Source organism: Tenacibaculum sediminilitoris (assembly GCF_964513795.1).
GTDB lineage: Bacteria > Bacteroidota > Bacteroidia > Flavobacteriales > Flavobacteriaceae > Polaribacter > Polaribacter sediminilitoris.
On record NZ_CAZEQR010000008.1, the window covers coordinates 1 to 14513 of the forward strand.

Here is a 14513-nt window from a genome sequence, read left to right on the forward strand (position 1 = left end):
AAAGACCACATTTAAGTCTTAACATGAAAACACCTAACTTTGTACATAACAAAAAAACCAGAGAAGTTAACTTCTCTGGTTCAATATAATTTTTTAAATAACTGTCAACCTATTTTAGGACGACTCACCTATCAAGTATCATTCTTTTTCTTAAAGAAAATTGAAATTTCAGTCTAATAACTAATTTTTCAATACTAAAGCACTTTAATAATGTTTTTCTCTAATCTTTTTTCTAAAAAAAGGAAAGGCTACCAATTTAAATTAGTAGCCTTTTACTTAGAGTTATTTCAGATCATTCCCCAATAATCATATAAAAATCTTACTCTATAAAGAAATCTAACACTATAACAGTTGAAAAATAAAACACCCTACTTTTTTTTGAGAAATTTATTTAAATAAAAAATCTATTTATAGCTTTTCTTTTTTTAGTTTTAGTTTTCTTTACATCCCATTCATGAAAATACAACGAATTACATACATATCTATAGGAACCAATCAAGGAAATAAGCTTGCAAATATTCAGCAAGCAATTAACTTAATTGCTGATAAAGTAGGCGCTGTATTAAAAATAGCATCTGTATACGAAACTGCTTCGTGGGGTTTTGATAGTAGTAATTTTTACAATACATGCATTAAAGTATCAACTTCTCTTCCTCCAGAACAATTAATACGTAGTTTACTTTTTATAGAAAAAGAATTAGGAAGAACGAGAAAAAACAAGGATGGATACTCAGACAGATTGATTGATTTAGATATTTTATTATTTGATGATGAAATTATATTCTCAAAAACATTAATTGTACCACATCCTAGAATGTTAGAACGTAAGTTTGCATTAGTTCCTTTGGTTGAAATTGCATGTAATGTTATTCATCCTATAGAAAAAAAACATTTATATATCTGCCTAGAGAATTGTACTGATACTTCAGAAATTACCAAACTTAATGTTAAACTAGAGCGACCTATTCCCATTACCGAAAAGTATAATTATATTGCTATTGAAGGCAACATTGGTGCTGGAAAAACATCATTAGCTAATATGATGTCTGATGAATTTAATGCTAAAGTTGTCTTAGAACGTTTTGCTGACAATCCATTTTTACCTAAGTTTTATAACGATAATGAACGTTATGCTTTTCCTTTAGAAATGAGTTTTTTAGCTGATCGCTATCAACAACTTTCTGATGATTTAGCACAATTTGATTTATTTAAAAATTTTATTGTTTCTGATTACTACATTTTTAAATCGCTCATTTTTGCACAAGTAACTTTGCATAGTGATGAGTATCAATTGTACAGAAAAATGTTTGATTTAATGTACAAAGAAATCACTAAGCCTGATTTGTATGTGTACTTATATCAAAACACAGAACGCTTGTTAGAAAATATTAAAAAACGTGGACGTGAATATGAGCAAAACATTGAGGCTAGTTATCTGAAGAAAATCCACGATGGATATAGCAATTTTATAAAAACACAACCTGACCTAAATATTCTAATTGTTGATGTTTCTAATTTGGATTTTGTAAATAATCCTGATGATTATGAAATTATTAATAATAAAATAAAAAACTATACCCCATAAAAAAACAGCTTTTAAAAGCTGTTTTTTTATTACTCTATATTTTCTAAAAATCTTTTCGTAAATATATTAACCCATCTACTATTTGTAAAATTTTATTATTTCTGTAATAATAAACTGAATCTGACCCTTGCTTTTTTACAACAGAATCTCCTATTTTCAATTTATCAAATAGATTTGGTAAAACACCTCTTTCATAATTTGAATTTAATGTAATTATTCTAGGTGTTCTATAACCTATATCTCCAAAATCTTTGTCTATTCTTTTTCTTATAATTACTCCAGAGTAAGAAATACTTTTTGCTTTGTAATAAATTTTCCTTTTATGATTTAGTGAATTAGTTTTAAAATAAAAAGCAATAACAGAAATTATTAAAATAGGCATAAACCCTAACCATAGTTTCTTTCTGATTATTTTATCTTGTTCTTTTTCAGAACTAATTATTTTTTAATTAACTCTAGTTTTTCAGCAAAGTAATCACAAAAATCGCGCATCGTAGCACTCATTTTTTCATCATTTGTAGCTCTTTCAAACGAATTAGCCATCGACACTAAGGTTTGATGAAAGAATTGCTTCATTTCATCTACAGGCATATCTTTCGTCCATAAATCCATACGTAAAGTATCTTTTTGTTTATGATCCCAAACAGATAGCATAATTGCTTTTGATGCTTCATCTTTTATACCACCGTCTTCTGCATTCCAAGTAATTTCTTCAGGAATTTTGTTTTCGTCTAACCCTACTTTAAATGTTATTTTTGATGTATGCTCTATCGCCATTATTTTTTTGGTTTATATCTTGAGTTTTTGAAGATTTCTTCTTCACTTGTTTGTAATAATTGATGCAAAGATACATCATTCTTTTGCATGTATGAACGTACTATTTGCCAACCAATCCACTCTCCTATTCTACCAGGTGATTGATTATCTTCTTCCATATAAAACTTAGAAAAAGGAGCTAAATCTAAAAAGCGCTTATCAACATCTTTAGTTGTACTGTATAATAAATCTTTTTCGATAAAATACTTCCAAATTTGCTCTTCATTATTTTCTGCCCAATCTAATTTTGATTGAGAGTATCCTATCTTTAAGGCATCAGGAGTCTTCGGTAAATAAGCATCAAGCAAGTACATTTTTTTTCCGCGATAAATCATTTTATTAATAAAAGTTCTCGTACTATTAGGTAACATTTGCTTACCTATAATAGCTTTAGCAATATCAACTACGATATGTTCCTTAGTATTATTCTGTCTTACGTACTCTGGATAATCATTATAAAACTCATGTTTTTCTCCTAAATAAGCATCTAAAGAGATTAACAACAAACTATCGGTATATACAATTCTGTTATTATAATCAATATTTGTTAACATTGTTATTACCTTAGGACTTACAAATTTAGGATTGTAATATTTCACATGTTTGAATAATGATGTTAACTGCTCTTTTTCTTCTGTGATATCAGAAAAAACTTTTTGTGTTTCTGCAAACAACTCTTGTTCATCTTTGCTATTTATTTTATTTATCCAAACACTGTCGGGTTGTGGAGGGAATAACATTGGGTATTTTTCTTTTGTTGTAGAAAGTTGGTCAGGTTTTGTTGTATAAAAATCAATATCAAAACGTTTTAATTCCAAATTGAGCTCTATATTCGACACATCAACTTTTAATTTGTCAGCTTCTTCTTTTTTGCACGAAAAACTTACAACAATTAAGGTAGCAAGTGCTAAAATTTTTCTCATGAACTTTAGTATATTTACATTCTAAATTACAACGTCAAAATTACTAAATTAGTTTTTACACTTAACTGTAAATCCTTAAAATATCACAAAAATGAATACTCCAAAGGTTTCTGAACACATTATAAACTGGTTAAAAGATTATGCTAAAAATGCCAAAGTAAATGGTTTTGTTGTAGGCATTTCTGGAGGTATTGATAGTGCTGTGACCTCTACTTTATGTGCTAAAACTGGTTTACCTACTTTGTGCGTTGAATTACCAATTCATCAAGCAAAGAGCCAAGTAAATAGAGCTAATGAACATATTAAGCAATTAAAAGAGCGTTACAGTAATGTGAGTGAGGCTGAGGTAAACTTAACCTCTACTTTTGAAGATTTTAAAACTGTAGTGCCAAAAATTGAATCATCTACTAAAGTTGATTTAGCTTTAGCTAATACCAGAGCTCGTTTACGCATGACAACCTTATACTATTTTGCTGGACTACATGGTTTACTAGTTGCAGGAACTGGTAATAAGGTAGAAGATTTTGGTGTAGGGTTTTATACAAAATATGGTGATGGTGGCGTAGATTTAAGTCCAATTGCAGATTTAGTAAAGTCTGAAGTATATCAGCTAGCAGATTATTTAAATGTTCCTTCTTCTATTCAAAAAGCACAACCTACTGATGGTTTATTTGGTGACGATAGAACCGATGAAGATCAAATAGGGGCTTCGTATGACGAACTTGAATGGGCCATGAAAATGCAAGATATAGGAAAAACTGTGAATGATTTTTCTGGAAGAGAATTAGAAGTATATAAAATATATACGCGTCTCAACAGAATTAATCAGCATAAAATGGTTCCTATTCCTATTTGTGAAATTCCTAAAGAATTAAAGTAAATTAACTGACATCATTTGTCGTTTAATTCTTTGGTAAGCACTTTTTTTTTGCCCATTAGACATATTAAAAGGTAATATAACTAACAACCTAAGCAACTCTAGAATTTGTAGCAACTTTCTCATTTTTTCTTTGATTTCTTGTTCTTTTTCACGAGCTAAACTACAAAAAAATGTTGAAATTATTAAAACTATAAACTATTAGCGATTTATTAATCTTAAATCACACGATTCAATTTTTCAAAAAGGCGTTTTTTTAAACCTGTATAGTTAGTTATTTCTTCTAAATTAGGAGCCGCTTTCTCTTCTTGACTCTCTTGCATAATTTCTTTAATTTTTTCTTCAATTAAAACTCTACGCAAATTTAAGATAGCATCTGTTACCAACTTTGGAAGAACTTTAACTGTTTCTGTTACAAAAACTTCTTTACGTTCCCAGTCGCTTAAATTATATTTTTCTTCATCCATCAAAATATTAGTTACCAAACTAGATATTTGAGGGTTTTTATGCATTACCAAATGATCTACTTTAATTTTTTCATCTTGGTTTAATTGATGAATTAATTCATAATAAGTTAATCGAAATATTTCATTGGTAAATTCTATTTCATCTTCTTGTAAGTTTAAGTACAACTCGTTTGAAACCGTATTTTGATACTCTTCTTTTTCTAAAAAAGGACGTCCTCTTTCATCAATTGCTTCTACCCAGTTTACAAAATCAACAATTTCGTTACCGTATAACAACAATATTCTAATAATTTCTTTTTCTAGAATATTTAATTGATTGATGCTTTGTTTTAATTTTCCTTTCCCTCCTTTTATAGGCTCCATTGAAGCTTGCCCTTGTTCTTGAAAGTATTCTGGAGGCGGTTGATTAGGGTCTTGTCCTACATTACTTTTTCTTGCTACTACTCCTCCTTTTTTTAGTAATTGAGCAAGCTCGCTAAATAGTACTCTTTCAGATATATCCATAATACGTGCACACTCTTGCACATATACTTCTCGTTGAATACCGTCAGGGATTTTAGATATACTAGTAACAATATCTCTAATTAATCCTGCTTTTTTAACAGGATCATTCGCCGCTTCTTCCATCAATAAAGAAACCTTAAACTCAATAAAGTCTTTTGATTTCTCTTCTAAGTATTGTTTTAATTCAGCATTAGAGTGTGCTTTCGCAAAACTATCAGGGTCTTCTCCTTGTGGAAAAGCTATTACCCTAACATTCATACCTTGTTCAAGAATTAAATCGATTCCACGAATTGAAGCTCTAATACCAGCTGCATCACCATCAAAAAGTACTGTAATGTTTTGAGTTAATCGGTTTACTAAACGAATTTGATCGGGTGTTAACGCAGTACCAGAAGATGCTACTACATTTTCAATTCCTGATTGATGAAACGAAATTACATCGGTATATCCTTCTACTAAAAAACAATTATCTTCTTTTGCTATTTCTTTTTTGGCTTGGTATAATCCGTAAAGAATTTTACTTTTATGGTAAATATCACTCTCAGGTGAATTAAGATATTTTGCGGCCTTCTTATCGTTGGTAAGTATTCTTCCTCCAAAACCTAAAATACGTCCTGACATACTATGGATAGGAAACATCACACGCCCTTTAAATCGGTCGAACTTTCTATCTTCTGTTCCTCCTTCTTTTACTATGGTTAAACCAGTAGATTTTAGATATTTTAAATCATATCCTTTAGCTAGAGCTGCTTTAGTAAAATTATCCCACTCATCTTTACAGTACCCTAAATCGAATTTTTCAATAGTATCTTCTCTAAACCCTCTTTCTTTAAAATAAGACAGTCCAATAGCTCTACCATTTTGAGTGTTCATTAACACATCATGAAAGTAATCTTTAGCAAACTTAGAAACTAAAAACATACTTTCACGCTCATTCATCTGTTCCTTTTGCTCATCAGATTGCTCAGTTTCTTCAATTTCAATATTGTATTTTTTTGCTAACCAACGTATGGCTTCAGGATAAGTATAAAGCTCATGCTCCATTAAAAAGGAAATTGCATTGCCTCCTTTTCCAGTACTAAAGTCTTTCCAGATTTGTTTTACTGGCGACACCATAAAAGAAGGAGTACGTTCATCAGTAAACGGACTTAACCCTTTAAAGTTACTTCCCGACTTTTTTAACTGCACAAATTCTCCTATCACTTCCTCTACTCGAGCGCTCTCAAAAACTCTATCTATGGTTTGTTGGGTTATCATATACTATACAAATACAGCAAACAAATATACTACTAGTTTTAAAAGTTATCTTGTTATAACGAAAACTCTATACAATTTAATTTGCTATAAATATATAAATATATAATTTTGCTAAAAACCCCCCCTTATTATGAAAACAATTACCACTTTTTGTTTTGCAACACTATTTACATTTAATATTTATTCTCAAGAAACTATTCGAATTCCTGATATTGGTTTAGAAGAATGTTTAATTAATTTAAAAATTGATTCAAATGGTTTAAACGGAAGTATTACTGTTAGTGATGCCGAATATGTTACCAACTTAAATGTTAACGACCCTGTTACAAACAAAGATTTACCTAATGTCTATTCTAAAATTAAAGACCTAACTGGTTTAGAGAGTTTCCCTAACTTAAGGCGTTTAGATTGTTTTGGTAATGAAATTACAAAGATTGATTTATCTCAAAGCTCTTCTATAAGCTTTTTAAATTGTAGTGAAAACAAAATTGAACGTTTAGATGTAAGCAACAACACTAACTTAACTTATATAAGTTGTGACTATAATAGGTTAAGTTCGTTAATACTTGGTGAAAATTTAAATCTTGAAAGTTTATATGCTGCCTCTAACAAACTTACTTCTTTAGATGTATCTAACTGCCAAAATTTGAAAAGTATGGATGTTACTGGGAACAAAATTCAAACTATCATAGTTAGTAAAGAACAATTAGCTAATATTCCTGAAGGATGGTATAAAGACGAAAAAACCACTTATACGACAAGTAATGGTGGTGATAACAAAGTTACAGAAAAGATAGTAGCTACTACAGAATACAACAAGCCTAAAGAGGTTAAAAAACCTGTACAAAAGTATACTAAAAGCTTTAAGCAACTAGTTATTTCTGAATATGAAAAAAGCGTATTAAATGAAGCCTACTTAAAGCAGATAAGAGAAGACCTTATGTATAAGTACAACATTAAAGATGAAGAAATTACTAAGTGGATACAGCAATATAGTAAGCTTCATAAAACTAACTAAAAACTTATTTAACACATAAAAAGAGCCATCAAAATTGATGGCTCTTTTTATGTATAATTTAAGAATTTCCTTAAGAGGCTGCTCTTAATTTCTTTAATGCTGATTTTGTTAGCTTAGATTCTGCATATTCTTTCGTTACCTTAAATTCTTTTTCATCAGAACTAGGTAAATCGAACATAGCATCGGTTAAAATAGCTTCACATAACGAACGTAATCCACGAGCTCCTAACTTATACTCTACAGCCTTATTAACAATAAACTGTAATGCTTCTTCAGTCATTGAAAACTTAACATCATCCATTGAAAACAACTTAGTATATTGCTTTATGATGGAGTTTTTAGGCTCTGTTAAAATGGCTCTAAGTGTTTCTTCATCTAACGGATTCATATAACTTAATACTGGTAAACGACCAATAATTTCTGGAATTAATCCAAAAGATTTTAAATCTAATGGTGTAATGTACTGTAATAAGTTTTCGTGGTCGATTTTATCTTCTTCTACCGAAGCACTATAACCAACCGCTTGCATATTTAAACGCTTGCTAATAAACCTATCTATTCCAGAAAAAGCTCCACCAGCAATAAATAAAATATCTTTTGTATTTATTTCAATAAACTTTTGTTCTGGGTGCTTTCTACCTCCTTTAGGAGCCACGTTTACGACTGCACCTTCTAATAACTTTAATAAAGCTTGTTGCACACCTTCTCCAGAAACATCACGTGTAATTGATGGGTTGTCTCCTTTACGAGCTATTTTATCTATTTCATCAATAAATACAATACCTCTTTCTGCTTTTTCAACATCATAATCAGCTGCTTGTAACAAACGACTTAAAATACTTTCCACATCTTCCCCTACATAACCTGCTTGTGTTAACACTGTAGCATCTACAATAGAAAATGGTACGTTTAGCATTCTAGCAATTGTGCGAGCTACTAAGGTTTTTCCTGTTCCTGTTTCTCCTACTAAAACAATGTTTGATTTTTCAATTTCAACTTCATCTTCATCATCTCTGGTTTGTAATAATCTTTTATAGTGATTATATACTGCCACAGACATAGCTTTTTTTGTTTGATCTTGCCCTATGATATATTCATCTAAAAAATCTTTAATTTCTCTTGGTTTTTTTAGGGTAAGGTCTTTTGATAAATCACTGGTTTTAGCTTCAGCTATTTCCTCTTCTACAATTCCATGAGCTTGCTCAATACATTTATCACATATATGCGCATCTAAACCTGCGATTAATAAATCGGTTTCTGGTTTTTTACGCCCACAAAAGGAACATTGTAAATTTTCTTCTTTCGACATTATCTTTAGCTTTAGGCTTTAAGCTTTAGGCTTTATGTAAATACTTTTTAAAGAGTTTATGACATATGGCTTAATACTTAAGGCAAAAATTTATTTTCTAGTTAAAATTTCGTCTACCATTCCGTAAGCTTTCGCCTCATTGGCTTTCATCCAGTAATCTCTATCAGAATCTTGATTTACTTTTTCTGTAGTTTGTCCTGAATGTTTTGCAATAATTTCATACAACTCATCTTTTAATTTTAATATTTCACGAGCTGTAATTTCAATATCAGATGCTTGCCCTTGTGCTCCACCTAATGGTTGGTGAATCATAATACGAGAGTGTGGTAACGCTGAACGTTTTCCTTTTTCTCCTGCACACATTAATACAGCTCCCATAGAAGCTGCCATTCCTGTACAAATCGTTGCTACATCTGGTTTAATAAACTGCATGGTATCGTAAATACCTAAACCAGCATATACACCTCCTCCTGGTGAGTTAATATATATTGAAATATCTTTATTAGCATCTACACTTTCTAAGAATAATAATTGCGCTTGAATTACATTAGCTACTTGGTCATTGATTCCTGTACCTAAAAAGATAATTCTATCCATCATTAAACGAGAAAAAACGTCCATTTGTGTAATATTCATTTGACGTTCTTCCATAATGTATGGAGTTAAACTACTAGTTATCTTACCTAGATAGGTACTATTTATTCCGTGGTGTTTTGTGGCGTATTTTTCGAACTCTTTTCCGTAATCCATTTTTAAAATGTTTTTTGGGTTATAAAGGATGTAAATATAAGAACTATTTCGTTAGTATTTTGTTACAGTTTATGACTAAAAAAACCTGAATGTTTATTCAGGTTTTTCTTTATAACATTGGTAATTAAATGTTACTTGTATACTTCTTTAATAAAATCTTCGTAAGAAACTTCTTTCGTGTCAAAGCTCATGTTTTCTTTATAAAAAGCTAATAGTTTTTGGCTTATTAATTGAGATTGTAATTTTTGAGCTTCATCTTGGTTTTGCAAGATTCTTCCAGCAATATCATCTAATTCTTTTTCTTCTGGATTCATGTTTCCAAACTGAGCCATTTGAGCTTTAATAAATCCTTTTGCATAGTCTACTAACTCTGCATACTCTAATTTGATATCGTTATCTTTCATAATCTTTCCTTCGATTAATTGGTAACGTAATCCTTTTTCAGACTTGTTGTACTCTTCGTTAGCTTCTTCTGCAGTTAATTCTTTTTCTCCCGCAGTTTGTAACCACTTTTGTAAAAATTCAGCAGGTAAATCAAACTTTGTATTATCTACTAAGTTCTCAGTAATTGCGTTTAACAATTGTTGATCTGCTTGTTGTTGGAATTGCTTTTCTGCGTCTTCTTTAATTTTATCTTTTAATTCAGTTACAGTTTTTACACTTCCGTCAGCAAATAACTTATCAAATAATTCTTGATCTAATTCTGCTAGCTCTATTTCAGTAATTTCTTCAATAGTAAATGTTACGGGGATATCTAAATCGTGAACCTCATCGTGAGATACACCTAAAGCTCCTTGTAATTTATGCTCGTCTTTGAATAAATTTTTAGTTTTTAATTCTAAAACGTCACCTACTTTAGCTCCTACAAACTTTTTCAAATTTGTTTTTCCTTTGATATCTTTTACAGAAATTGTAGATTTTTTATTAATTTCTTTCTCCTCGTTTACAAAAGTACCAGTTATGTTAGTTTCTTCAGTAGCTTCTTCTTTAGCAGACATTTTACCGTAACGAGATTGAATATTTTCAATTTCTTTCTCGATTAACTCGTCAGTAGCAACAATGTTATATTGTGTTACTTTTTTCTTTGGTTGTAAGTTTACGTCGAATTCAGGAGCCAATCCTAATTCAAACTCAAAAGAGAATTTATCAGCATCCCAATTGAAATCTTCTTGTACTCTTGGTAACGGATTACCTAAAATATCTAATTTCTCCTCAACTAAGAATTTGTTTAACGACTCTTGTAAAAGCTTGTTTACCTCATCAATCATTACTGATTTTCCGTATTGCTTCTTTACCATTCCCATTGGTACATTACCTTTTCTAAACCCAGGAATGTTAGCTGTTTTACGGTAATCGTTTAATACTTTTGTTACTTTATCTTGATAATCTTCTGCAACAATATCAACTTTTACAACTGCATTTAATGCGTCTACGTTTTCTTTTGTTATATTCATCTTAAAAATTCTGTTTCTTAAAAAATCGGGTGCAAAATTACTACTTTATTTATTGATAACCAAGACTTTTAACCACAAGAATGTTATCTTTTTTACCTCCCTTATTTTATAGTTTTTAATGTTTTAGGTTACTTATTCGTCTTCTTCTTTTAATAGTGAAAACATTAATGATCTGAAAATTGACAGCAATACACTGAACAAGAGCGCTGTGAAAAATCCGTTAACTGCAAAACCTGACACTAGTTTGTCTGCCAACAATATAATAACCGCATTGATTACAAATAAAAATAGCCCTAGTGTAACGATGGTTGCTGGCAATGTAAAAAACACCAACAACGGACGTACAAATAAATTTAATAAAGCAATTACTACAGCCACAATTACTGCGGTCGTAAAACTTGCTACGGCTACTCCTGGTAAAATATTTGCCAACAAAATTACTGCCAATGCAGTTAATAATACTTTTAAAAATGTTTTCATTTTTCTTTTTTATTTAATTGGTTATGAATTATAAATTTACTCTTTTTCACTAAAACCATTAATTCGTAACACTTCATATACTTTACCACAACCATACCAAAAACAGAAACCTGCTGTTTTGGCAGTCAGAAAAGTTAATAGTAATTTAGCCCTATAACTTTAACAAAAAAAATAAAATTGAGCCTAAATTAAAAAATTAAGAGCAAAGAAAAAAGTAGACAAAAATGACATAAACAAGGTCCTTTTTAAGCTTGTAAAAATACCGTACTTTACTACATAATCTCAAATATATTATGAAAAATATTTTATTAATCAACGGACATCCTGATAAAGAAAGTTTTAATCATGCGCTAGCGGCTTCCTACAAAAAAGGTGCTTTAGAAACCAATGCTACAATTGAAGAAATTACTATTGTTGATTTAAACTTTAACCCAACTCTTAAGTATGGTTACCGAAAAAGAACTGAGCTTGAACCAGATTTATTAGAATCTTTGGCTAAAATTAAAAAAGCTGATCATATTGTTTGGGTCTTTCCTGTTTGGTGGGCAAGTTACCCTGCAATAATGAAAGGTTTTATTGACAGAACTTTTTTACCGGGAATTACTTTTCAACCTATTGAAGGAAAACCTTTTCCTGAAAAGCTTTTAAAAGGTAAAACCTCTCGACTCATTATAACTTCTGACACCCCTGGTTGGTATGATTATCTTTTTATGAAAAGACCTGCTATTAGACAGTTTAAAAAAGGAACGTTGGAGTTTTGTGGTATTAAACCTGTTAAAATCACTTTCCTTTCAGTAATAAAAAACTCAACTTCTGAACAAAGAAATTTGTGGTTACAAAAAGTATACACTTTAGGTAAAAATCTACAATAACAAATTCTACTCTACAAGTTAAAAAAACATTCTTTAACTTGTAGAGAATCAAAAGCTTCTTTTTTTAAATAAATTTGTTAAAACTTCAATTAAAAAGCTTAAAATGGATACTAGCAAAATTGTAACCTCTATAAAAGTTACCGACTTTTACCAAAACGAAGTTGATTTATTTGAAAAGTATGCTAACAAAATTCTATTACTTTTATTTTACAACAATGCTTGTTTAGGTTGTACAGGAAGAGCTATTCCATTAGCTTATAAATTTAAACAGACCTACAAGGATATTGAGGTTATTGGTATTCATAGTAATTTTAGTAGTAATACTGTTAGCAAAGGTGATATTCTAAATATTTTTACTATTAACGAACTCCCCTTCCCTATTTATATAGACAATAACCATAAAGTGTATGATTTTTTTAATTCGGAAGGAACGCCACAGTGGGTACTACTAACCCCTAAAGGTGAAGTATATCGATCTATCTTTGGATCTCAAGATAATGCACAAAACAGGCTGTATTATGCTTTAGAAAGCTTGACTGAAAATGGAGATTAAATTTAAAAGTAACTATTGGTAATTATTTTTTCAGAACTTCTGATACTTGAGTTGCGATTGCTTCTTTTACTTCTTTATCCTCTAACAACAAGTATATTAAATTATCTTTTACCTTACTTTTTATATCTAACAAATTGTATTTTAAAGCTGGTTCATTAGCTTTTGTTACATTGTTATTTGTTAAAAGCATTTTTTCTTTACCTGTAAGCAACCAAGTAGGGTTAATCTCTGGAAAAGAATGTAGAATTTTGTTTAATACATTACTTTTAAAAGATGACTTTCTTCTAATTGCTGTGCCAATTGAATTGTTAGACACATCAATAACCTCCTCAAAAGACCTAATATTTAACCTTTTATAGTTAATTATTTCTTCTACTCTCTTATATGTTTCATCTACAAAATCGCTCATTAAAAAATAACTTTTTTCTAAATTTTATTTAATTTTGTTTTTATATTTAGATTTTTGTTTGTATTTTTACTTCGTAATAAGTACAGGATACGTACAAATATAAATTAAAAAGTGCTATCAACTTCTAAAAAACAACTTGAGTTTTTATGATAACTGCTATACAACGAAAAGAATTAGAAAAAATTAAACCTCCTAAATACAGAGAAAAGGTAAAAAACTACTTAAGTCAAAATGGTTATAATTTTTCTTTAGAAACCATACAAAAAGTATATTCTGGTAAAAGAAAAAACTTAACTATTGAAAAAGCAATTGTGGCTGTTTTTTATAACTACATGAAACACCAACAAGCCATTGATAGTAATATAAATAGCTTAATTAATGAAATAAACAGTGATTATTCTTAATAATTTTGTTTTTCGCGGGGGGCGAATTCCTAAGCGAGGGTAGAATATAGTATTCTACCTCGCTTTTTTATTTAAAAAACAACAGAGCTTCTTTGTAAAAATCTTTTGGGTTTTCTGCATGTAACCAATGCCCTGTATTAGCTATGGTTTTTATTTTAGACTTTGGAAAATGTACTTGAATTAACGGCTCATCTTCTTTTGAAATATATCCTGAATTTGCTCCACGTAAAAACAATGTTTCTCCTTCAAAAACAGTAAAAGACGGTAACGCTACTCCAACTTCACTGTTGTTTTCTGTTAATGATTTCAAGTTAAAACGAAACGCTAACTTATCTTTTGTTTTTCTATATACGTTTTTAGCTAAAAACTGACGAATTCCTTTTTCTCCAATTAGTTCCGCTAGTTTTTCATCAACCAACTTACGTGAGGTTTGTTTGGAAAAATCTACAGAATTTAAGGCTGCTAAAATTTCGTGATGATGTGGTGGATACATTCTTGGAGAAATATCAGCAACAATTAACTTGTTTACCAGCTCAGAATATTCTGTGGCAAACAACATTACTGTTTTTCCTCCCATGGAATGTCCTAGTAAATCTACTTTTTCAAGATTATGATATTGAATATAGTTGTATAAATCACCCACCAACAACTCATAATCAAAAGCATCTGAATGAAAGCTTCGTCCATGATTACGCTGATCTATTAAATGTACCTCAAAACCATCTTCTGCAAATTTATTAGCATGCGATTTCCAATTATCTCCCATACCAAAGTACCCATGCAAAATAAGTAACGGTTGTCCTTCTCCAATTATTTTTGAATATAATACTTCCAT

General features: G+C 30.0%; 16 protein-coding genes. 6 read left to right on the plus strand and 10 right to left on the minus strand.

Annotation, left to right across the window (positions count from 1 at the left end; translation table 11 throughout):
* Window positions 1-454 precede the first annotated feature (454 nt).
* Window positions 455-1585 carry a 2-amino-4-hydroxy-6-hydroxymethyldihydropteridine diphosphokinase gene (folK, locus tag ACKTSW_RS03160; RefSeq protein WP_408023820.1) on the plus strand — a complete coding sequence of 377 codons (1131 nt, stop codon included), beginning with the start codon at window positions 455-457 and terminating at the stop codon, window positions 1583-1585.
* Window positions 1586-1628: 43 nt separating this feature from the next.
* Here folK and ACKTSW_RS03165 read toward each other — a convergent pair whose 3' ends face one another.
* From ACKTSW_RS03165 to gldB, 3 genes are read right to left on the minus strand one after another with little or no spacing between them, the layout of a single operon-like run.
* Window positions 1629-1967, minus strand: coding sequence for a hypothetical protein (locus tag ACKTSW_RS03165; protein ID WP_408023821.1), 339 nt, complete (start codon window positions 1965-1967; stop codon window positions 1629-1631).
* Window positions 1968-2023: 56 nt separating this feature from the next.
* Entirely contained in the window at window positions 2024-2362 is a 339-nt protein-coding gene (gene gldC, locus ACKTSW_RS03170) for a gliding motility protein GldC (RefSeq protein WP_408023822.1), read from the minus strand.
* A complete protein-coding gene (gldB, locus tag ACKTSW_RS03175) occupies window positions 2362-3324 on the minus strand; it encodes a gliding motility lipoprotein GldB (RefSeq protein WP_408023823.1) in 963 nt (320 codons plus the stop codon). The genes gldC and gldB overlap by 1 nt, the downstream gene beginning before the upstream one ends.
* Before the next feature lie 91 nt (window positions 3325-3415).
* On the opposite strand from gldB, the gene nadE reads away from it, so the two are divergent.
* A complete protein-coding gene (gene nadE / locus ACKTSW_RS03180; RefSeq protein WP_408023824.1) occupies window positions 3416-4204 on the plus strand; it encodes an NAD(+) synthase in 789 nt (262 codons plus the stop codon).
* A gap of 215 nt (window positions 4205-4419) precedes the next feature.
* On the opposite strand, the gene dnaG is transcribed toward nadE, so the two are convergent.
* Window positions 4420-6429, minus strand: a complete 2010-nt coding sequence (gene dnaG / locus ACKTSW_RS03185; protein WP_408023825.1) for a DNA primase — start codon at window positions 6427-6429, stop codon at window positions 4420-4422.
* Window positions 6430-6559: 130 nt separating this feature from the next.
* Here dnaG and ACKTSW_RS03190 point away from each other — a divergent pair, with 130 nt between their 5' ends.
* Window positions 6560-7447, plus strand: a complete 888-nt coding sequence (locus ACKTSW_RS03190) for a leucine-rich repeat domain-containing protein (protein ID WP_408023826.1) — start codon at window positions 6560-6562, stop codon at window positions 7445-7447.
* A 70-nt stretch (window positions 7448-7517) separates the two neighbouring features.
* Here ACKTSW_RS03190 and clpX read toward each other — a convergent pair whose 3' ends face one another.
* The 4 genes from clpX to ACKTSW_RS03210 form a co-directional block, all read right to left on the minus strand.
* Window positions 7518-8756: an ATP-dependent Clp protease ATP-binding subunit ClpX gene (clpX, locus tag ACKTSW_RS03195; protein ID WP_408023827.1), complete on the minus strand. Its 1239-nt coding sequence runs from the start codon at window positions 8754-8756 to the stop codon at window positions 7518-7520.
* A gap of 90 nt (window positions 8757-8846) precedes the next feature.
* On the minus strand, window positions 8847-9506 hold the full coding sequence (clpP, locus tag ACKTSW_RS03200) for an ATP-dependent Clp endopeptidase proteolytic subunit ClpP (protein ID WP_408023828.1): 660 nt from the start codon (window positions 9504-9506) through the stop codon (window positions 8847-8849).
* Between the two features lie 131 nt (window positions 9507-9637).
* Window positions 9638-10960 (minus strand): trigger factor, encoded by a 1323-nt coding sequence (tig, locus tag ACKTSW_RS03205; RefSeq protein WP_408023829.1) that lies wholly within the window; start codon window positions 10958-10960, stop codon window positions 9638-9640.
* Between the two features lie 132 nt (window positions 10961-11092).
* Window positions 11093-11440, minus strand: coding sequence for a phage holin family protein (locus ACKTSW_RS03210; RefSeq protein ID WP_408023830.1), 348 nt, complete (start codon window positions 11438-11440; stop codon window positions 11093-11095).
* 293 nt (window positions 11441-11733) lie between these two features.
* On the opposite strand from ACKTSW_RS03210, the gene ACKTSW_RS03215 reads away from it, so the two are divergent.
* Together ACKTSW_RS03215 and ACKTSW_RS03220 are read left to right on the plus strand one after the other, a co-directional pair.
* Window positions 11734-12312: an NAD(P)H-dependent oxidoreductase gene (locus tag ACKTSW_RS03215; protein ID WP_408023831.1), complete on the plus strand. Its 579-nt coding sequence runs from the start codon at window positions 11734-11736 to the stop codon at window positions 12310-12312.
* Between the two features lie 103 nt (window positions 12313-12415).
* A complete protein-coding gene (locus ACKTSW_RS03220; RefSeq protein WP_408023832.1) occupies window positions 12416-12865 on the plus strand; it encodes a TlpA family protein disulfide reductase in 450 nt (149 codons plus the stop codon).
* 22 nt (window positions 12866-12887) lie between these two features.
* Here ACKTSW_RS03220 and ACKTSW_RS03225 read toward each other — a convergent pair whose 3' ends face one another.
* The gene (locus ACKTSW_RS03225) at window positions 12888-13274 is read right to left on the minus strand and encodes a hypothetical protein (RefSeq protein WP_408023833.1); all 387 of its coding nucleotides are present in this window, start codon (window positions 13272-13274) and stop codon (window positions 12888-12890) included.
* A 146-nt stretch (window positions 13275-13420) separates the two neighbouring features.
* On the opposite strand from ACKTSW_RS03225, the gene ACKTSW_RS03230 reads away from it, so the two are divergent.
* A complete protein-coding gene (locus ACKTSW_RS03230; RefSeq protein ID WP_408023834.1) occupies window positions 13421-13678 on the plus strand; it encodes a hypothetical protein in 258 nt (85 codons plus the stop codon).
* 67 nt (window positions 13679-13745) lie between these two features.
* Here ACKTSW_RS03230 and ACKTSW_RS03235 read toward each other — a convergent pair whose 3' ends face one another.
* Window positions 13746-14513, minus strand: a complete 768-nt coding sequence (locus tag ACKTSW_RS03235) for an alpha/beta fold hydrolase (protein ID WP_408023835.1) — start codon at window positions 14511-14513, stop codon at window positions 13746-13748.